The organism is Streptomyces lydicus (assembly GCF_004125265.1).
Taxonomy (GTDB): domain Bacteria; phylum Actinomycetota; class Actinomycetes; order Streptomycetales; family Streptomycetaceae; genus Streptomyces; species Streptomyces lydicus_C.
In genome coordinates, this window is sequence record NZ_RDTE01000003.1 from 5,166,018 (window position 1) to 5,185,132 (window position 19,115).

Below are 19,115 nucleotides of genomic sequence, written 5' to 3' on the forward strand. Positions count from 1 at the left end.
CCCGCTGTTGTGTGTGCGTGACCGGGCGTCAGGAGGGCGGCGGTTTTTATCCGTCGCAAAGGAATGTGGAGTCGGCGTGTCGGTTTCCGGCGCATTCTGTGTATGCCCGGCAACGGTGATATTCGTTCCCCGATTGCGAGACCGCCGACCTAATGCCAACTCCCCTTCCATATCGCTTGGTTGAGCGTCGTTGCCGCTTTTTGCGCTGCCATCGCGTGGACCGGACATTCGGCAGATAGGTCAACTCGCGCAACTTGCAGGATGTATAGGGCGAGTTGTGGACGACGGGTTCGAACTGACCCGCCGATCTGACGGAACCACAGGTGGTGATAGGTTCTGAGAAAGGCAGTGTCAACTCTCCTGCCGTCAGCGCGTGTTCACGGGGTGGTAGTTCGCGAATGTCCATTAATCGCGACGGCTTCAAGGCCGATCCGGATGAGATCAGGGCCGGGGCTTCGGATGTACTGAAATGCCTTAACCCGGCCAAGGGGGCTGATTTCGGAGCGCTGAACGACGACTTCGCCGGTTCCGACCAGGGCGACAAGATCCTCGGCGAGAAGTTTGAAAGCTTTTGCGAGACGTGGGACGTGGCCTATCTGGTTCTCGGTGACCGCGCCGGCGACATGTCGGACAAGCTAAAAGGCCAAGCGGACACCTATGAGCAAAACGAATCTCATACCGGCCAGTATATGCAGTATATAAATCAGCATAAGAATGGTTCGGGGCTGTAGTAACGGGGGCGGGCATGACGGAAGAGCTGGGCGAAACCAAAGACCCCAAAGGGCTCATACCTGGCGACGTGGGGGCCATCGAGGGTGTCGCGCGGGCGCTCAAGAAACAATCCGGAAAATTCGAGACCGTCGCACAGGGGCTGGGCGCCGTACGAATATCCGGCTGGAACGGTGCGGCCAGCGACCAGTTCTGGGAAAAGCTTTCCGGTGAGAAGAAGAACTGGCTCTACGCTTCGGATGCGCTGTCCGACGCAGCCGCGGCAGTCAGTAGGTACGCCACGGCGTTGAGCGCGGCGCAGGGGAAGGCGCGGGAGGCAATCGAGCTGTGGGACGGCGGCAATGAAAGCCATGCCCAGCTGATTTTGAAAACCGCGCGACAGAATGTGCGGGACGAAGCTGACTCGGCGGCGGGGAAGCTGGAGGACGCGGCCGGCGGCGATTCCGATGCGCCGTCCTGGCTGCAAAGGGCAGGCAAGACTGCCGAACAGCAAAAGGAATCGGGGAAGGTCAGCGTCAGCATTAGGGACCTCTACGAATCCAACCCGCTGACCGATAAGCCGAGAAGTAAGAATAAGCGCTTCGGCGCGGCGGGCCCCGAGGATCCCAATGCGAAAAAACCCCGAGCTTCCGAGGTCAAGCTGTGGGAGCGGAAGGCTGAGGCAAGCGCCTGGGGGAAGGAGGCCGAAACCGAGTCTCAGTTCGGAGACGATGGAAAGGCCTCCGGGAAAGCCGGACTCAAACTTCTTGGGGCGGAGGGCACGGCGGCTGCGTCCGTGACCGACGGCAAACTCCAGGCCGCGGCCAGCGGTAAGGCGTACCTCGCGCAGGCATCCGCGGAGGGCGGCGTCGAGTATGGCCCCGCCGCGCTCAAGGGGGAGGCTTCGGGATTCGTCGGGGCTGAAGCGACGGCGAATGCATCCGTGGGCAAGGATGGAGTGCATGCTGGCGCTGAGGCTTTCGCGGGCGCCAAGGCGACTGCGAGCGGCCACGCGGACGTGGGCGGTATCGGGGCTGGTGCCACCGCGGAAGGGTGGGCCGGAGCCGGAGCTGCGGCCCATGCGGATGCCGGCATGAAGGATGGGAAGTTCGTCGTCGGCGCCGATGTGGGCGTCGGGCTCGGGCTCGGGGGCAAGGTCGGCTTCCAGGTCGAGGTCGATCCCGAAAAGGTCGTGGACACGGTCAGTGACATAGGTGACAAAGTGGGGGACGGTCTCGACGCAATGGGCGACGGACTGGAGTCCATCAACCCCTTCGGATGACACTGGCCTCGCATTTCCATACTAGGGAGTTGATCCACGATGGCGACCACGCTGCCGGTGAAGATCGAATTTTCGCTGCCGGAGGGCTGGCAGCCGGCGCCCCCCGATGAGGTGGGCGCTCCTGGGGTGGCTTTCATCGCCCTCCATTCGGAGTCCCAGGAGAAGTTCACCGCGAATATCACGATCGCAGGTAAAATCCGGGACGAAGCCGACCTGGTGACTCTCGCGCACGAGTCGGTCCAGCGGCTGCGCGAGGGGGCGACGGTGAGCGTCGCCAAGCAGTCCCAAGGAGGCACTCCCGAAATTCCTGCGCTGACCCAAACGCTGCGGATCTCCACCACGTTGCGCGGGCTGCCCGTGGAGTTGGTCCAGAGCCAGGTCTACCTACTCATGCATGATGCGCACGACTCGGCCAAACACGCGGTGATCGAGTTGGCATTGACGGCCAAGCAGTCCCAGCTGTATCAGGTTGCCGACGACTTCGAGGAGTTCGTCCGCTCCATTCGACCGGCGGGCTCTGACGCCGCGTAGTCCCCTGCAACTCGGTGCTCATGGGTGAGCCCCTCGCGGTCCGTAACCGTGAGGGGCTCATCCGTGAGAGCGGCCGTTGAGGCGGGCTGTTACGCCTGTGCCGGCCAGTGGTCCAGGACGTCGCACAAATAGTTCAGCTTCTGGTCGATGTCTTGCGGCCGGAGTCGTCCGTGATACCAGGTGAGCAACTCGTTTCCTTGGAACCGGAGAGGCTCGTCCTTGGCGCGAGGGTCGGAGGTGAGGAACTGCGACATGGGACCGGTCAGGGCACTACGTGCGAACTCCTCGTCATTGGCAATCAGGCGAAATGCCTCGTCGAATGCGGGGTCGCCCAGCTCCGTCACCTTGCCGCCGCCGAACAGGGCGTCCGCGCGCGCGTTCAACTTGTCCACTACCCGCGGCTTTTTGATGACCATCCGTGGTACGGGCGCCGGCATCGTCACGGCGAACACCGCGTTGTACTGCCACGCGTCCGGGCCCGAGGTGCTGTTTCGCGTGTTGTACTCGAAGCAGCAGAAGGTGCGTCCCCGGAATTCACCAACCGTGTAGTCCCATATGGGGACATTGGTGCCCTGCATGGGGAGTGGCGTCCCCCCGCAGTAGCGGTCTCCGATGGCCGAATACGTGTGACTCCAGCCCCGGCTCTCGATGAACTGAAGTAGCTCGTCCCGCTGTTGGGTGTTTTGGCCATCCCTCTTCTTCACGTACCACGAGGCCCAGATGTACCCGCCGAACATGGCGGCTATGCCCAGGATCATGCCGATGAAAATGAGTACTTCCCATGCCTCGTTCATATGGCATGAGTATGTCGGACGGCGCGATGAATGCACGTGTCGGGGGCGGACGGCGGGTGGGTCGCCCCCCTTTGCACCGCTACACAAATGACCTTTCGGGACGTTACCCCTTTTGCCGCCGCTGCCCGGCCCACAGCGCCTTCTGCGTCAGGAGGGTGGCCACGCCCGCCAGTACGATCCCGGCGAGGTTGAGCAGCAGCTGTTCCGACGAGCCGCGGGCCTGGCCGTACTGCCCGTAGCTGAGGGCGACAGCGGCGTTGGCGGCGGCCGGGACGGTGGTGACGGAGATCGCCACGCCGACCAGGGCGCCCGATTTCGCGGACGTCAGTGACAGCACCCCGGCGATGCCGGCGAGCACGGCGACGACGAACGAGAACCAGTCGGGCCGGTAGATGAAGTTGGTGTTCGGGCGCGCGGCGTCCAGGTCCTCGGCGTGGAAGAGGCCGACCGCATCCATGAAGAGGCTGAAGCCGACCGTCAGCGCCATCGCCACCGCGAAGCCGACGACCAGTGCCAGCGTGGAGCGCCAGGCCAGCCGGGGTGCCCGCCGCACCAGCGCCGTACAGATACCGGCCAGCGGACCGAACTCCGGCCCGACTGCCATCGCGCCCACGATCAGGATCGCGTTGTCCAGGACCACGCCACAGGCCGCGATCATCGTGGCGAGCGTCAGGAACGCCAGGTAGGTGACGGAGAGCGTGGATTCCTCGTGGGTCGCATCGGTCAGCGACTCCCACAGGACAGCGTCGGCTCCCTCGCCGGGCGCCTGATCCTCGGCCCGGTCTGCCCGGTGGGACAGCGACAGGTCGATGTTCTCGACCGCGATCGAGCCGTGTTCGTCCAGGTCCATCTCCCGGAGCTGGGCCAGCAGCCCGTCACCGGCCTCCCGTGCGACATCGCACATCACCACGTCGCCCCGCGGATCGCGGGCCGCTCCGTTGAGCACCACCAGATGGGTCACTCCGACGGTCGTCTCCAGCAGCCGGAGGACGTCGTCCGTGCGGCTGCCGGGGACGATCAGGCGTAGATGCAGCACGGTGTGCGACTCCCTAGAGCTTGCGCAACGACAGCCGCTGCACCTTGTGGTCAGGACCCTTGCGCAGCACCAGGTTGGCGCGGCCGCGGGTCGGGGCCACGTTCTGCTGCAGATTGGGCTTGTTGACGGTGCGCCAGATCATCCGGGCGTAGTCGAGGGCTTCGTCCTCGGAGACCTGGGTGTACTTGCGGAAGTAGGAGAACGGGTTCTGGAAGGCCGTCTCGCGCAGCTTGCGGAAGCGGCCGAGGTACCACTTCTCGATGTCCTCGATGCGGGCGTCGACGTAGACGGAGAAGTCGAAGAAGTCGGCGAGTCCGAGGCGGGTGCGGCCGTCCTTGCCGGGCAGGGCCGGCTGCAGGACGTTCAGGCCCTCGACGATGAGGATGTCCGGGCGGTGCACGGTCAGCCGCTCGCCGGGCACGATGTCGTAGATGAGGTGGGAGTAGACGGGCGCGGTGACCTCGGCCTTGCCGGACTTCACATCCGCGACGAAGCGGGTCAGCGCCCGCCGGTCGTAGGACTCGGGGAAACCCTTACGGGACATCAGGCCGCGGCGGTGCAGCTCGGCGTTGGGAAACAGGAAGCCGTCGGTGGTGACCAGCTCGACGCGCGGGTGCTCGGGCCAGCGGGCCAGCAGCGCCTGCAGCAGCCGGGCGGTGGTGGACTTCCCCACCGCCACGCTGCCCGCGACCCCGATGACGAACGGGGTACCGGGCTGGGGGCCGCCGCCCACATCGCCGAGGAAGGTGTTCAGCGCGCCGCGCAGGTTGCTGGTGGCGCCGACGTAGAGGTTGAGGAGCCGGGACAGCGGGAGGTAGACGTCGCGCACCTCGTCGAGGTCGATGACATCGCCCAGGCCCCGCAGCCGTTCGACCTCGTCGGCCGTCAGGGGCAGGGGGGTCTTCTCCCGCAGTGCGCTCCACTGCGCGCGCGTCAGATCGACGTACGGGGAGCTGTCGGCGCGGCGTCGTTGCTGCGGATCGGTCGTCAGGGGCACGCGCCCATTGTGCGCAGCCGACACACGCCGTTCATATCGGGGTGTCCGGCGGAGCACCCGGAGATGAACGTCCGGGGTACCCCGGAGGTCGGTCTTGTGGATGTAGGGGAGGGCTTGGGGCTTCTCTGTCCGGGTGTCTGTACCCGAGGGTTTTTGCCCGGTACGGTCGGCGGCGGGGAGAGGCCCGGCACGTCGGGCCGAGGACGATTCAGCCGAGGACGATTCAGCCGAGGACGATTCAGGAGGTGTGTGTGGGAGCGCGTAGGGCCGGCCTGCTGGGACAGTGGCCGTGGGGGAGGACCACAAGCGTGACCGGGGGCCGGGCGGCGGATGCCGGCTCGGACGGATTCGCCGCGCGGGTGTACGCCGAGCTGGCGGAGGATCTGCCGGACGAGGACCTGGGCGAGGATTTGGGTGACTTCCTGGAGCGCCACGAGCCGGGCAGCGAACTCGGGGCGGACGCGGAGGCGGACGAGGAGTTCCTGGAGACGGTGCGGGAGGCGCACGCGCGGATAGCGCGGGGGTTTTGAATGGGTGGCGGCCTCCGCTCGCAACTCGGTCTCTAATCAGCCACGTTGACGGTGGCACATTACCGTACCTTTGCTGCGGCTTTGCCCAGTTTAGATGTGCCCAATCCCGACATTTTTCACGAAAAAGCTTCGGGGAGGGTGGCTGATTTTGTAAATCGACCGCCTGACTTTAACTAGCCTGGCCGAGTCAGATGCTCGGGCGCTGCGCCCTGTCGCGCTCTGCGTGGGTGCACCCCCTGAGCGATGCACTCGACACGGGGGCTTCGGTGGCAAAAGAATTTCACATTGAACCTGCTGAACTTGCCAAACTGGGAAAACATTTCGCCAGCTACGCCTATGACATCGAGAGTGCCCTGAAAGGGTTTAAGGGCAAGACGGACTCCGAGGCGATTCACGATGGATTCGGACTGCTGACCGAGTCCGAGGAGGTCACCTCCGCGTACATCGAACTGTCCGAGAACATGTCGGAATCGCTGGGGAAGCTTCACAAGCACCTCGAGGCTATCGGTGAACTCCTGCGGGAGAATGCGAAAAATAGCGAGAAGTCGGACGAGCACATCGCTGCCGCATTCAAGCAGGGGGAAAAGTGAGCAACGAAGGGGTCGGCGAAGAGATCGTCGAAGCCGGGCTGGAGCTTGTCAATCCTGGTGGCCGACCGGACGTCCTGCGGGCGGCAGCCACGTCCTGGCGCAACATGGGCTCAGAGCTGGAGTCGGCTTTCGACGCACTCGACAAAAAAGTCCAGGCGACGCTCGGTGAGCATTGGAAAGGCGATTCGGCCGATGCCTTCGAACATCACTGGAACGCGCTGAAACAGGGCATCCAGAAGACAGAGCCGACCTTCACCCATGCCGCGAAGGGGCTCGATGACGCCGCCGACTCCATCGAAGAGGTCAATGACGAGATCCACGCGATCTACGTCGAGATCGGTGTCTCGATCGGCGTCGGGGTCGCCCTGTCCTTCGTGACGTTGGGCTTCGGAGGTGCTGCCGCGGCCGCCAACGCGACCCGCCTTGCCGCACAGGCTGCTCGGGTCTCTGCTCGCCTGGCCTCAATGCTTACGCGTATCGCTTCGGCGTTTCGACGTGTCGCTGAACTGGCGAAGGCGCACAGGTTTCTCGCGAATGTGGCCATCAACTGGGCGGGAAATACTGCGGGATCTGTTGCGGGCGCGGCATGGTCGGGTGACGGGGTGAGTGGCGCAGATCTCTGGGAGGCGACCTGGCAGGGTGGGGTGGGTGCGGTCGCGGGGACTGCGCCGGGCCTCGGGGCGGCAAGCAAGGTCACGAAGATGATGACGCGGTCTGGGGCGGACGGCGCGGCGGTGGCAGTCGGCTCGCCGTTCCTCCGCGAAGCGGCGAGCGGAGCGGCCGGCGGTGCCACGGGCAACGTCGTCGGTGGTTGGGCGACCGAGGGCGCCAAGGCCAGGTTCACAGAAGAAGGCACCACCTGGACGGATGTTGCGTGGGGCACCGCCGGTAACCTCGTCGGTGGCGCTATGGGTGGTGCGGCTGTGGCCGGCGCGGGCCGCCTCAACCAGCCGACTGAAGGCTTTCAGGCACCCGAGGGCTTTACGCCGGCGCCTCCGAAGGAAGGGCCCTCCATGTCGATCGACGGCCCTCTGGGCGGGGTCAGCGCCGGCCTGGCAGGCGCCGGTCAGGCAGTGGCACAGGGTGAGGAGGAGCCGGAGAAGAAGGAGCCCGAGGCCAAGACGGCTCCGCAGAATCGCAGCGTGAAGGACACTTTCGGATGACTCGAGCCCGTGTGATCAATGCCTGCCTGACGGCGGCCGGTGCGGGAGTGCTGGCCGCCGTGGTGCGGGTGTTGATGCAGCCCTCCGGGGCGCTGCCGCGTTGGGATCTGCTGGCTTGTCTGTCGCTGGTGGTGGCCGGCCTCGCAGGTGCGCTCGTGTGCCTGCGAGGCGGGCCCGCTCCGGAAGCGGGCCGGGTCGGGACGTCCACGTACTGGTGGCCCGAGCGGAACGACGGGTGGATCGCCGCCGGTTTGATCGTAAGCTTCGTTCCGGTGGGGCTGTTCCTTTATGCGGCCCTCGCGTTCTCTCCGGAGGCCGCGCAGATCATCAAAGCCGGTGGCGGAATTCAGGCTGTATCGGTCCAGAAGGTGATCTCCTCCGAGTACGTCCGGAGAAAGAGTTCCGAGCCGTACGAGGTCGTAGCCCGGGTCGCGGTGCCGTTCGATGCCGGTGCCAGGTCCGAGAAGGCGGAATTCAGGTCGAAACAACCGGTGGAGCGCGGCGACTTGGTGTGGGCGCTCTACGCGCCGTCCTCGGCGGAGCTCGGAGTTCTCGTCGACAGCGATCGCGATGCCCTGGAAGAGAAGGCGGGTGGATCCGCTCATTGGGCCATGGTTGGCCTCGTGCTGTTCGTGATGGTCGTCTCCTTGCTGTGGGCTGTCTTTGTCGGAGGATTTCGCAAGGCGTCCCGGGGGATACGGACTCCGCTCAAGAAGGGTTATTGCCGATCGCTTCCCGTCATGGTGAAGAGTGTGGGTGTGGTGATGGACGGCGCCGCGGATGTCGAGGACGTCACCGCCACCCGGCCGAAACCTCGCGTGAAATTCGAAGGGTACGAGTGGGAACTCCTGCTCGATCCGGTGATCGACCCGCCGCACCTCTCCCGGGAAATCAAGGGAAGTGACGCGAAACTCTACTGGGTGCAATTCGCCGCCAACCGCACTGGGGTGAGGGAAGTGCGCGCGATGCTTGTGCTCGACGGGCAGCGGTGTGTGCAGGGTCTCCTCAGGGTTTCCGGAGAAACAGAGTCTCCTGAGGGTGTCCCCGTACCCGCCGCCGAATCCCTTCCCGAAGGAGACGGCCTGCGGGCGATTCGTACGTACCCGGTCTGGGATCCGAAGCTGCATTCCGAGGGCCTGGGATGGCTGGTGGCGGCGGTGGTCGGGCTCGGAGCCGTCGTCTTCGGCGTCGGACGCTGGGGGGCGGGCATCCTATGTCTCGGCGCGTACGGATGCCTGCTCATCGCGCGGTTCGCCGTGAACGAGAACCGCAGGCAGTACTTGAAGAGCTTCCTGCCGAGCTCCGAGCCCGAAACGGGCCAGTGACCGGCTCTTCCCGCTGAGGCTCACGGCGAGCGTGCGCCTCAGCAAGATCTCGCGGATCGCCTACCGGTGGTATCCGCGGCACATGTGTCCTCTGGCCGTGCACGAGCAGAGCGCCGACTCGGCGCACCGCCAGGGCGGTCCCGTCGCGGCATGGGCCAGGGGGAGAAACAGCACCGGGCTGGCGGACCACTCGACACGGGTCCGCCCTGCGGCAGCGGTGAACGCGTACGGCTCGCCCGCCTTGAGCCGCGCCACCGCCTCCCACTGCCCGTGGTCGAGCCACTGGTAGGCCCGCTCGGTGTCGCGCGGGTCGAAGCCGGACAGCAGCATGCGTACGGCGAGGCGTATCCACACCATGGCCTGGGTGGGGGTCTCGGCGCTCTGTGCCTGTAGGAGCACCTGATCGTCCGCGTCCCCGAGTGCCGGGGTGCGCGTGCTGAACTCGCACCACCATGCGGAACGGATGCCGGAGCCGGGGCGGTGGGGCCGGCTCATGGCTGCCCGGCGCGGTGGAGCGGAAGGTGTGCCCACACCGTCTTGCCGGGGTCGCGCGGCCGTACGCCCCAGTGCTGGGAGAGGGCGTCCACGATGAGCAGGCCGCGGCCGGCGGGGTCGTCCGGGCCGGGCTTGCGGAGTTCCGGCATGCGCCACTGGTAGGAGTCGGCCACCTCCAGGACCAGGATGCCGCTGCGACGGCGTAAGGCGAGTTCGAAGTAGTCGCCCGTGCCCTTGGCGTGGGAGATGGCGTTGGTGGCCAGTTCGCTGGTGATGAGGACGCTGTCCTCGATGAGGCCGCCGAGTTTCCAGTCGGTCAGGGTCGTTCTGACGTGGAGTCGTGCGGCGGCGACGGAGTCCTTCCGGACCCGGAACCTCTTGATGTGTGTGCGTCCGGACATGTGTCCCCCAGGGTGTGGGCAGGCCGAAGCTTGATCACGGAGCGTCCATGACTTCTGACGCTTCGTGGTGGAATTCACGCTAGAGCGGAACTCTCGCGTAGTGCAACGCCCTTGGCGGTGAAAAGTTGCACGCAACTCCGGGTCTCTGTCGCCCTGGCGTGTAGCGTCCGTGGGCGTGCAGACTGGTCACACGCGGTAAGAGGAGGGGACATGCCCGCAGGTGGACGCCCTACTGTGCGCAGTAGGCGCCTCGGTGCGGCGCTCAGGAAGTATCGCGAAGCGGCGAAGCTCGATCAGCAGCATGGGGCCGACCACATCGTGGGTTCGAAGGCCAAGATCAGCCGGATCGAGTCGGGGCAGGTAACGGCCCGGCCGGGCGATGTCCGACTGCTGCTGGAGCTGTACGGGGTCGAGGACTCGGAGGTCTACCGTCAGCTCGAACAGCTGGCCCGCGATTCCAACAAGCGCGGGTGGTGGGTCAATTACCCGTGGGCGCTGAACCCTGAGTACGCGGACTTTGTGACTCTGGAAGCCGACGCCACGTACATCCGTACGTGGCAGCCGCTGTACTTGCCGGGGCTGTTGCAGACGGACGGCTACGTAAAGACGCTGCTCGATGGTGGCCTGGCCGCCAATACCGCCGAGGACAGCGAACTCGCCATGGCGGCGCGACGGGAACGCAGGAAGACCATCGAGGACGGCGGTGCACGCTACGCCGCCATTGTCTGGGAACCGGTCATCACGGCACCCATGCCATCACCAGCGGTACATCGCGACCAACTTCTGCATCTCATCGATGTCGCGCAACGGCGGAACGTGAGCTTTCAGGTGCTCCCGCTCTCGGAGTGGCAGGCAGCCCATATGGCCTCGCACTTCGTCATGTTCAGCTTCGGCGCCGAACCCGCTCCTGAAGCCGTCGCCTTCGACAGCACCACCAGCACCGTCTTTGTCGAGGAACTGGACGACATGGTGAAGCACGCGGAGGCGTTCGAGGAGCTCAGGTCGGCGGCTTTGACGCCGAAGCAGACTCTGTCCTTCCTGAGCGATCAGCTGGCCAAACTTCCCGAGAGTGAGAATGACGCAGAATGAAGAGCCGAGAAATCGTCACGCGGTTCGTGAAGGCCAGTGCCTCGCAGGGGGGCCAGCAGGACTGTGTCGAGGTGGCCCACACCGCCGACGGCGGTCGGGCCGTGCGGGACAGTAAGAATCGGGACGGCGGTACGCAGTTTCACGGTCCCGAAGCCTGGGACGCGTTCCTTGATGCGGTGAAGACGGGTTTCGTCTCATGAGCGGCCGGGAGATCGTCTCGCCGTTCAAGAAGGCCAGCGCCTCTCAGGGAATCAACCAGGAGTGCGTGGAGGTGGCCCACACCGCCGACGGCGGCCGGGCCGTCCGGGACAGTAAGGATCGGGCCAGCGGGACGCAGTTCCATGCGGCGGGTGCGTGGGCCGCGTTTGTGGACGCCGTGAAGGCCGGAGGCATCGCAGTGAGGAACGAGGAAGGGTGAGCGGTCGGGGAATCGTCGGGCCCTTTGAGAAGTCGTCGTACTCCGGAGGAGGGTCGGCCAACGAGTGCATAGAGGTCGCCCACACCGCCGGCGGCGGCCGCGCAGTCCGGGACAGCAAGGACCGGGCCGGCGGCACGCAGTTTCACGCGGCCGGTGCGTGGGGTGCGTTCGTCGGGGCCGTGAAGGCCGGGGTTTTCGATCGGTGACTCGCCGGTACATGTCGCCGTCGGTCGTTCAGGGCCCCGGCGTACCCTGCCCCCATGTGCGGAATCGTGGGATATGTGGGCGGGCAGAGCGCCCTTGACGTCGTCCTGGCCGGGTTGAAGCGGCTGGAGTACCGGGGCTATGACTCGGCGGGTATCGCCGTGCTGGCCGATGGCGGGCTGGCAGCGGCGAAGAAGGCCGGCAAGCTCGCCAATCTGGAGAAGGAGCTGGCCGACCGTCCGTTGCCGGCCGGCTCGACCGGTATCGGGCACACCCGGTGGGCCACCCACGGCGGGCCCACCGACGAGAACGCCCACCCCCATATGGACAACGCCGGACGGGTTTCCGTCGTGCACAACGGCATCATCGAGAACTTCGCCGGGCTGCGCGCGGAACTCACCGACCGCGGGCACGAGTTGACGTCCGAGACGGACACCGAGGTCGTGGCGCATCTGCTGGCCGAGGCCTACTCGTCCTGCGGGGAGCTGGCCGAGGCGATGCGGCAGGTCTGCCGGCAGCTGGAGGGTGCGTTCACGCTGGTCGCGGTGCATGCCGACGAGCCGGACGTGGTGGTCGGGGCGCGCCGTAACTCGCCGCTGGTGGTGGGCGTCGGGGACGGGGAGGCCTTCCTCGCCTCGGATGTGGCGGCGTTCATCGCGCACACCCGCGAGGCGATCGAGCTGGGCCAGGACCAGGTGGTGGAGCTGCGCCGGGAGGCCGTGACGGTCACCGGCTTCGACGGGGCGCCCGCCGAGGTGCGCGAGTACCACGTCGACTGGGACGCCTCGGCCGCCGAGAAGGGCGGCTACGACTACTTCATGCTGAAGGAGATCGCCGAGCAGCCGAAGGCCGTCGCCGACACGCTGCTGGGACGGATCGACGCCTCGGGGGTGCTGTCCCTGGACGAGGTGCGGATCCCGCCCGCCGTGCTGCGCGAGGTCGACAAGGTCGTCATCGTGGCCTGCGGGACGGCGTACCACGCCGGGATGATCGCCAAGTACGCCATCGAGCACTGGACGCGGATTCCGTGCGAGACGGAGCTGGCGAGCGAATTCCGCTACCGCGACCCGATCCTGGACCGGCGCACGCTGGTCATCGCGATCAGCCAGTCCGGCGAGACCATGGACACCCTGATGGCGCTGCGCCATGCCCGCGAGCAGGGCGCGCAGGTGCTCGCCATCTGCAACACGAACGGTTCGACCATCCCGCGGGAGTCGGACGCGGTGCTCTACACGCACGCCGGGCCCGAGGTCGCGGTGGCGTCGACCAAGGCGTTCCTGACGCAGCTGGTGGCCTGTTACCTGGTGGCGCTGTACGTCGCACAGGTGCGGGGCACGAAGTGGGGCGACGAGATCCGGGACGTGGTGCGCGAACTGGCGGCCATCGGCACCCAGGTCGAGCAGGTGCTCGGCACGATGGAGCCGGTACGGGAGCTGGCCCGCGGCCTCGCCGGCAAGAACACCGTGCTGTTCCTCGGCCGGCATGTGGGCTATCCGGTGGCGCTGGAGGGTGCGCTCAAGCTCAAGGAACTCGCGTATATGCACGCGGAGGGCTTTGCGGCCGGAGAGCTCAAGCACGGGCCGATCGCGCTGATCGAGGACGATCTGCCGGTGGTGGTGGTCGTGCCGTCGCCGCGTGGGCGGTCCGTGCTGCACGACAAGATCGTGTCGAACATCCAGGAGATCCGGGCCCGGGGGGCGCGGACGATCGTGATCGCGGAGGAGGGGGACGAGACGGTGGTGCCCTACGCCGATCACCTGGTGCGGATTCCGCGGACGCCGGTGCTGCTGCAGCCGCTGGTCTCCACGATCCCGCTGCAGGTGTTCGCCTGCGAGCTGGCCACCGCCCGCGGCAACGAGGTCGACCAGCCGCGCAACCTGGCCAAGTCGGTGACGGTCGAGTGATCATCGGGGTCGGGATCGATGTCGCCGAGATCGAGCGCTTCGGCGCGGCGCTGGAGCGTACGCCGGAGCTGGCGCAGCGGCTGTTCCTCGCCGAGGAGCTGATACTGCCCAGCGGTGAGCGGCGCGGCATCGCCTCGCTGGCGGCCCGGTTCGCCGCCAAGGAGGCGCTGGCCAAGGCGCTCGGGGCACCGGGCGGGCTGCACTGGAGCGATGCCGAGGTGTACGTCGAGGACAGTGGGCAGCCGCGGCTGAGGGTACGGGGCACGGTCGAGGCCCGGGCGAAGGAGCTCGGGGTCCGGTCGTGGCATGTGTCGCTGAGCCATGACGCGGGGGTCGCCTCGGCCGTGGTGATCGCCGAGGGGTGAGCCCGCGGATGAGGGCCGCTGCGGCGCCCGCCCCCCGATTCGTCGGTGGGCGGGCGCCGTCTTTGCGGGGAGGGGCCCGCGAGGCAGGCGGGACGCTGAAGACAGGTCCCGGGGCCCGCGGGAGAAATGCCGCGTACCCCGTGGGCGAGGGGTGAGACTTGTCGGCATGAGGACTGCCTACAGCGTGGAGACCGTACGGGCCGCGGAGCGAGAGCTCATGGCCCGCCTGCCCGAAGGGGCCCTGATGCAGCGGGCGGCGGCCGGACTGGCCACGGCCTGCGCGGAGTTGCTGGGGCGGGTGTACGGAGCCCGGGTGGTGCTGCTGGTGGGCAGCGGCGACAACGGCGGGGACGCGCTGTACGCCGGTGCCCGGCTGGCGCGGCGGGGGGCCGGAGCGGCGGCGGTGCTGCTCTCGCCCGACAAGGCGCACCGGGGCGGGCTGGCCGCGCTGCGGGCCGCCGGGGGGCGTGTCTCGGCCGACGCCCGGCGGGACATCGCGCGGGCCGCGCTGGTCGTGGACGGGATCGTCGGGATCGGCGGGCGGGGCGGGCTGCGCCCGGAGGCCGCCGAACTCGTGCAGGAGGCATGGGAGTCGGCGCCGGTGGTGGCGGTGGACCTGCCCAGCGGAGTGGACGCGGACAGCGGCGAGGTCGCCGGGGACGCCGTACGGGCCGATGCCACGGTGACGTTCGGCGCGTACAAACCCGGGCTGCTGATCGATCCGGCGCACGAGCGGGCGGGCGCGCTGCGGCTGGTGGACATCGGGCTCACGCTGCCGCACGAGGCCGACGTCGAGGCCTTGCAGCACGCGGACGTGGCCGGGCTGCTGCCGCGTCCGGCGCCCGAGAGCGACAAGTACCGGCGGGGCGTGGTCGGGGTGGTCGCCGGGTCCGCGCGGTATCCGGGGGCGGCGGTGCTCGCGGTGGCGGGCGCCCTGCGGGGCGGCGCGGGGGCGGTGCGCTACGTCGGGCCGGCCGCCGAGGCGGTGCTGGCGCACTTCCCGGAGACGCTGGTGCACGCCGGGCCGCCGGACAAGGCGGGCCGGGTGCAGTCGTGGGTGATCGGCCCCGGCATCGGCGAGGAGTCGGGCGCGCTGGAGGACGTGCTGGCGGCGGAGGTTCCGGTGCTGGTGGACGCGGACGGGCTGCGGTTCCTGACGCCGCGCCGGGTCGCCGAGCGCCCGGCCCCGACCCTGCTGACGCCGCATGCGGGGGAGGCCGCCGCGCTGCTCGGGCGCGGGCGCGAGGAGGTCGAGGCGGCCCGGCTGGCCTGTGTGCGGGAGCTGGCGGCGCGGTACGGCGCCACGGTGCTGCTCAAGGGCTCGACGACGCTGGTGGCGGAGGCGGACGGGCCGGTGCGGGTCAATCCCACGGGCAGCAGCTGGCTGGCGACGGCCGGGAGCGGGGATGTGCTGTCGGGGCTGACGGGCTCCTTGCTCGCCGCGGGACTCACGGCGCGGGACGCGGGATCGGTCGGTGCGTATCTGCACGGGCTGGCGGCCCGCCGGGCGGCCGGGCCGGCCGGCGCCCCGATCCTCGCCTCGGAGGTCGCGGGCCATCTGGCGGCGGCCTGGCGGGATGTGACGGACTGACAGCAGCGGCGGCGGCCGGCGGCGGACCGGACGGCCGGTGGCGGACGACGGATCGCCCGCGGATGACGGGCCGGCCGCGGATGACCGGCCGGTGGCACGCAACGGACCGACCGTGGACGACCGGCCGACGGCACGCGACGGACCGGCGTTACGCCCCGCGGGGGAATGGGGCGGGCACCAGGGCGAACCTGGCGTGCGGCGGGCCGCACGGCCGCTGCGCCACGGCATGCGTGAGGGCATGAAACGCACTCTTCCGGCGCTGCTGGTCTGCGCCTCGTTGCTCGTTGTCGCCGGGCCGCCCGCGGTGGCCGTGGCACCGTCGCCCACCGTGGCCGTGAGGCATGCGTCCGCGCGGGCCGTGACGCAGCCGTCCGTCGCGTACGGACCGTCCGACCTGGTCCCCGGTGTCCCGCGCGCGGTACGGGAGCCGGGGCGGCAGCTGCACATCGAGTACGTGCCGCGGTCCGAGGCGCAGCGCCCCGGCACCCGGGCGCTGCGCTGCAGTGCCGCCACCGGGCCCTACCAGCGGCAGGCGGAGCGCTATCTGGGGCGCGAGGCCGACGGGCGGCAGAGCGCGGGGGACTGCCGGGCGATCCGGCGGTTCCAGCAGGCGCACAGCATCGCGCCGGCGTCCGGCTTCGCGGGGCCGGTCACGGGGGCGATGGTGCGGGTGATGCGGGCGAAGAAGGACCCCAACCGGGCCGGTCACTGCCCCGACCGGGCCGAGCGGACCGTGTGCGTCGATCTGAACCGGCAGCTGATGTGGGTGCAGCAGGACGGGCGGGTGATCCTCGACCCGGTGGCGATCCGCTCCGGCGCGCCGACCATGGAGACCCGCACCGGTACGTACCGGATCTATCTGCGGCACCGCCGGCACATCTCCAACCTGTACGGCACCTCCATGCCGTACGCCCAGTTCTTCGACCGCGGGGAGGCGCTGCACGGCGTCTACGAGGACATCTTCTCCGGGGCCGGCTCGCACGGCTGCGTCAACCTCACCATGACGGATGCGCGCAGGGCCTGGGAAGTGCTCGACAAGGGCGACATCGTGCACGTCTGGGGGCGGAAACCCGGCGTGTGAGCACGGTTTTCCCGCCCGTCCCCCGGGGTTGCGCAATGTCGCCTGCGACACTGAGGGGGATGAACGAGACAGTGAAGCGTGCCCGTGCCGCCATCGACGTCGCCGCCGTGCGGTCGAACGTCCGTGCGCTGCGGGACCGTGCACCCCGGGCAGAGCTGATGGCCGTGGTCAAGTCCGACGGCTACGGGCACGGGGCGGTGCGCTGTGCGCGCGCCGCCCGTGAGGCCGGTGCGGGCTGGCTGGGCACGGCGCTGCCCGAGGAGGCGTTCGCGCTGCGGGCGGCCGGTGACACCGGGCGGCTGCTGTGCTGGCTGTGGACGCCCGGCGGCCCCTGGCGGCGGGCGATCGAGCAGGACATCGACGTCGCGGTGAGCGGGCTGTGGGCGCTCGACGAGGTGCGGGCGGCGGCACGGGCGTGCGGCCGCACCGCCCGCGTCCAGCTCAAGGTGGACACCGGCCTCGGCCGTAACGGCTGCACGCCCGCCGACTGGCCGGAGCTGACCGCCGCGGCCCGCGCCGCCGAGGCCGAGGGCACGGCGGTCGTCACCGGCGTCTGGTCGCACTTCGCCTGCGCCGACGAGCCCGGACACCCCTCGATCGCCGCCCAGCTGGACGTCTTCCACGCGGCGCTGAAGACCGCCGAGACGGCCGGGCTGCGCCCCGAGGTGCGGCACATCGCCAACACCCCGGCGCTGCTGACGCTGCCCGAGGCGCACTTCGACCTGGTCCGCACCGGCATCGGCATCTACGGCCTCTCGCCCAGCCCCGAGGTCGGCACCTCCCGGGACTTCGGGCTGCGGCCGGCGATGACCCTGGAGGCCTCGCTCGCGTCGGTCAAGCGCGTCCCGGGCGGCCACGGTGTGTCGTACGGGCACCACTACACGACGTCCGGCGAGACCACCCTGGCGCTGGTCCCGCTCGGCTACGCCGACGGCATCCCGCGCCATGCCTCCGGCGTCGGCCCCGTGCTGGTCGCAGGCGCGTGGCGGACGGTCGCCGGGCGGGTCGCGATGGACCAGTTCGTGGTCGACCTGGGCGGCGAGCACGCCGAGCCGGGCGATACGGCCGTGCTGTTCGGCCCCGGGGACCGCGGGGAGCCGACCGCCGAGGACTGGGCCGAGGTGGCCGAAACCATCGGGTATGAGATCGTCACCCGGATCGGATCCCGGGTGCCGCGCGTCTATGTGGACAGCGGCACGGGGAGCGAAGCCGAAGGAGACAGCGCGCTCACGGGGGGTACGGCATGACCGAGGGGCAGGAAGCCGCCGCGCAGGCGGTCGAGACCGCGGCCGAGGTGGCCGGCAACTGGGCGAAGGCGGGCCGGCACGCGGGTGTCGCCGGCGCCGCGATCGGCGTGGTCGCGGCGGGCGCCGCGGCCGGTGTGGCGATAGAGCGGCTGACCGTCGGCCGCGGGATGCGGCGCCGCGCCCGGCTGGCGCTGGACGCCGCGGGCCCGTACGGCACGCTGCGCGGCACCCCGGGCGCCGCGGTCGCCGAGGACGGCACCGAGCTGTACTACGAGGTCGACGAGCCGGGCCCGCCGGAGAAGGACGACGCGGCGGTCAAGGGCCCGGTGAACGGCAAGCATTCCAAGCACGGCAAGAGCGACCGGTCCGCCAAACCGGTCCGCGGCAAGGAGGCCCGCGCCGCGCAGGAGGCCCACGGCGGGCTGCGCAAGCGGCTGACGGCGGCGCTGGGACGGCGCTCGCAGGCCCCCACGGTCGTCTTCAGCCACGGCTACTGCCTGAGCCAGGACTCCTGGCACTTCCAGCGCTCCGCGCTGCGCGGCACGGTGCGCACCGTCCACTGGGACCAGCGCAGCCACGGCCGCTCCTCGCGCGGTCACGGCCAGATCGACGGCACGGAACCGGTCACCATCGACCTGCTGGGCCGGGACCTGAAGGCGGTGCTGGACGCCGCGGTCCCCGAGGGCCCGATCGTGCTGGTCGGGCACTCCATGGGCGGGATGACGGTGATGGCGCTGGCCGACCAGTTCCCCGAGTACGTCGCGCAGCGGGTGGTCGGGGTGGCCCTCATCGGTACCTCGGCGGGCCGGCTCAGCGAGGTCGGCTTCGGGCTGCCGTCCATGGGCGTCAAGGCCTTCCACTGGCTCGCGCCGGGCGTCCTCAAGGCGCTGGGCTGGCAGCGCGAGATCGTCGAGCGCGGGCGGCGGGCCACCGCCGACCTCTTCGCGGGGCTGATCAAGCGCTACTCCTTCGGGACGCCGGAGAAGGTGGACCCGGGGATCGCCCGCTTCGGCGAGCGGCTGATCGAGGCGACCCCGATCGATGTGGTCGCCGAGTTCTTCCCGGCGTTCGCGGTGCACGACAAGACCGAGGCGCTGGTGGCGTACGACGCGGTGCCCGCGCTGGTGCTCGCCGGGGAGAGCGATCTGATCACCCCCGCCGACCACAGCCGGACGATCGCCGAGGTGCTGCCGGACGCGGACCTGGTGTGCGTCCCCGGCGCCGGGCATCTGGTGATGCTGGAGCGGCCCGAGCTGGTCAATGAACATCTGGTGTCGCTGGTGGAACGGGCGAGCGCGGCGGCCCGCAGCTCGCGGCACGCCCGCGCCTGAGGCCTGAGGGCGTCGTTGAGGGGTGGCGGTCGG

22 protein-coding genes are annotated in these 19,115 nt (G+C 69.0%); 17 read left to right on the forward strand and 5 right to left on the reverse strand.

Annotation, left to right across the window (positions count from 1 at the left end):
* Window positions 1-398: 398 nt before the first annotated feature.
* The 3 genes from D9V36_RS25255 to D9V36_RS25265 are packed head-to-tail and all read left to right on the forward strand — an operon-like array spanning window position 399 to window position 2,521.
* Window positions 399-731, forward strand: a complete 333-nt coding sequence (locus D9V36_RS25255) for a hypothetical protein (protein WP_129295760.1) — start codon at window positions 399-401, stop codon at window positions 729-731.
* Between the two features lie 14 nt (window positions 732-745).
* Window positions 746-1,990, forward strand: a complete 1,245-nt coding sequence (locus tag D9V36_RS25260) for a putative T7SS-secreted protein (protein ID WP_129295761.1) — start codon at window positions 746-748, stop codon at window positions 1,988-1,990.
* A gap of 39 nt (window positions 1,991-2,029) precedes the next feature.
* Complete coding sequence (locus D9V36_RS25265; protein ID WP_129295762.1) at window positions 2,030-2,521, forward strand: hypothetical protein; 492 nt, start codon at window positions 2,030-2,032, stop codon at window positions 2,519-2,521.
* Window positions 2,522-2,610: 89 nt separating this feature from the next.
* On the opposite strand, the gene D9V36_RS25270 is transcribed toward D9V36_RS25265, so the two are convergent.
* The 3 genes from D9V36_RS25270 to coaA form a co-directional block, all read right to left on the reverse strand.
* Window positions 2,611-3,315: a hypothetical protein gene (locus tag D9V36_RS25270; protein WP_129295763.1), complete on the reverse strand. Its 705-nt coding sequence runs from the start codon at window positions 3,313-3,315 to the stop codon at window positions 2,611-2,613.
* Window positions 3,316-3,418: 103 nt separating this feature from the next.
* Window positions 3,419-4,351 (reverse strand): DUF389 domain-containing protein, encoded by a 933-nt coding sequence (locus D9V36_RS25275; RefSeq protein ID WP_129295764.1) that lies wholly within the window; start codon window positions 4,349-4,351, stop codon window positions 3,419-3,421.
* A 13-nt stretch (window positions 4,352-4,364) separates the two neighbouring features.
* Window positions 4,365-5,348, reverse strand: a complete 984-nt coding sequence (coaA, locus tag D9V36_RS25280; protein WP_129295765.1) for a type I pantothenate kinase — start codon at window positions 5,346-5,348, stop codon at window positions 4,365-4,367.
* Window positions 5,349-5,656: 308 nt separating this feature from the next.
* On the opposite strand from coaA, the gene D9V36_RS25285 reads away from it, so the two are divergent.
* The 4 genes from D9V36_RS25285 to D9V36_RS25300 all read left to right on the forward strand — a co-directional run bounded on the left by D9V36_RS25285 (window position 5,657) and on the right by D9V36_RS25300 (window position 8,956).
* Window positions 5,657-5,878 (forward strand): hypothetical protein, encoded by a 222-nt coding sequence (locus tag D9V36_RS25285; RefSeq protein ID WP_241721024.1) that lies wholly within the window; start codon window positions 5,657-5,659, stop codon window positions 5,876-5,878.
* A 227-nt stretch (window positions 5,879-6,105) separates the two neighbouring features.
* Window positions 6,106-6,468, forward strand: a complete 363-nt coding sequence (locus tag D9V36_RS25290) for a type VII secretion target (protein ID WP_241721025.1) — start codon at window positions 6,106-6,108, stop codon at window positions 6,466-6,468.
* A complete protein-coding gene (locus D9V36_RS25295; RefSeq protein ID WP_164993026.1) occupies window positions 6,465-7,631 on the forward strand; it encodes a WXG100 family type VII secretion target in 1,167 nt (388 codons plus the stop codon). Before D9V36_RS25290 ends, D9V36_RS25295 begins: the two co-directional genes overlap by 4 nt.
* Window positions 7,628-8,956 (forward strand): hypothetical protein, encoded by a 1,329-nt coding sequence (locus tag D9V36_RS25300; RefSeq protein WP_241721026.1) that lies wholly within the window; start codon window positions 7,628-7,630, stop codon window positions 8,954-8,956. The genes D9V36_RS25295 and D9V36_RS25300 overlap by 4 nt, the downstream gene beginning before the upstream one ends.
* A gap of 60 nt (window positions 8,957-9,016) precedes the next feature.
* Here D9V36_RS25300 and D9V36_RS25305 read toward each other — a convergent pair whose 3' ends face one another.
* Together D9V36_RS25305 and D9V36_RS25310 are read right to left on the reverse strand one after the other, a co-directional pair.
* Complete coding sequence (locus D9V36_RS25305) at window positions 9,017-9,451, reverse strand: hypothetical protein (RefSeq protein ID WP_129295768.1); 435 nt, start codon at window positions 9,449-9,451, stop codon at window positions 9,017-9,019.
* Complete coding sequence (locus D9V36_RS25310) at window positions 9,448-9,852, reverse strand: ATP-binding protein (RefSeq protein ID WP_164993027.1); 405 nt, start codon at window positions 9,850-9,852, stop codon at window positions 9,448-9,450. The genes D9V36_RS25305 and D9V36_RS25310 overlap by 4 nt, the downstream gene beginning before the upstream one ends.
* A 210-nt stretch (window positions 9,853-10,062) precedes the next feature.
* On the opposite strand from D9V36_RS25310, the gene D9V36_RS25315 reads away from it, so the two are divergent.
* From D9V36_RS25315 to D9V36_RS25360, 10 genes are all read left to right on the forward strand, one after another.
* On the forward strand, window positions 10,063-10,941 hold the full coding sequence (locus D9V36_RS25315; protein WP_164993028.1) for a helix-turn-helix domain-containing protein: 879 nt from the start codon (window positions 10,063-10,065) through the stop codon (window positions 10,939-10,941).
* Entirely contained in the window at window positions 10,938-11,141 is a 204-nt protein-coding gene (locus tag D9V36_RS25320) for a DUF397 domain-containing protein (RefSeq protein WP_129295769.1), read from the forward strand. Before D9V36_RS25315 ends, D9V36_RS25320 begins: the two co-directional genes overlap by 4 nt.
* Complete coding sequence (locus D9V36_RS25325; RefSeq protein ID WP_129295770.1) at window positions 11,138-11,359, forward strand: DUF397 domain-containing protein; 222 nt, start codon at window positions 11,138-11,140, stop codon at window positions 11,357-11,359. Before D9V36_RS25320 ends, D9V36_RS25325 begins: the two co-directional genes overlap by 4 nt.
* Entirely contained in the window at window positions 11,356-11,565 is a 210-nt protein-coding gene (locus D9V36_RS25330; protein ID WP_129295771.1) for a DUF397 domain-containing protein, read from the forward strand. The genes D9V36_RS25325 and D9V36_RS25330 overlap by 4 nt, the downstream gene beginning before the upstream one ends.
* Before the next feature lie 54 nt (window positions 11,566-11,619).
* Entirely contained in the window at window positions 11,620-13,467 is a 1,848-nt protein-coding gene (gene glmS / locus D9V36_RS25335) for a glutamine--fructose-6-phosphate transaminase (isomerizing) (RefSeq protein WP_129295772.1), read from the forward strand.
* A complete protein-coding gene (locus D9V36_RS25340; protein WP_129295773.1) occupies window positions 13,464-13,832 on the forward strand; it encodes a holo-ACP synthase in 369 nt (122 codons plus the stop codon). The genes glmS and D9V36_RS25340 overlap by 4 nt, the downstream gene beginning before the upstream one ends.
* Window positions 13,833-13,998: 166 nt before the next feature.
* The gene (locus D9V36_RS25345; protein ID WP_129295774.1) at window positions 13,999-15,423 is read left to right on the forward strand and encodes an NAD(P)H-hydrate dehydratase; all 1,425 of its coding nucleotides are present in this window, start codon (window positions 13,999-14,001) and stop codon (window positions 15,421-15,423) included.
* 238 nt (window positions 15,424-15,661) lie between these two features.
* On the forward strand, window positions 15,662-16,504 hold the full coding sequence (locus D9V36_RS25350) for a L,D-transpeptidase (protein ID WP_129295775.1): 843 nt from the start codon (window positions 15,662-15,664) through the stop codon (window positions 16,502-16,504).
* 59 nt (window positions 16,505-16,563) lie between these two features.
* Window positions 16,564-17,751: an alanine racemase gene (alr, locus tag D9V36_RS25355; RefSeq protein WP_129295776.1), complete on the forward strand. Its 1,188-nt coding sequence runs from the start codon at window positions 16,564-16,566 to the stop codon at window positions 17,749-17,751.
* Window positions 17,748-19,082 carry an alpha/beta fold hydrolase gene (locus D9V36_RS25360; protein WP_129295777.1) on the forward strand — a complete coding sequence of 445 codons (1,335 nt, stop codon included), beginning with the start codon at window positions 17,748-17,750 and terminating at the stop codon, window positions 19,080-19,082. The genes alr and D9V36_RS25360 overlap by 4 nt, the downstream gene beginning before the upstream one ends.
* The last annotated feature ends 33 nt before the right edge of the window (window positions 19,083-19,115 follow it).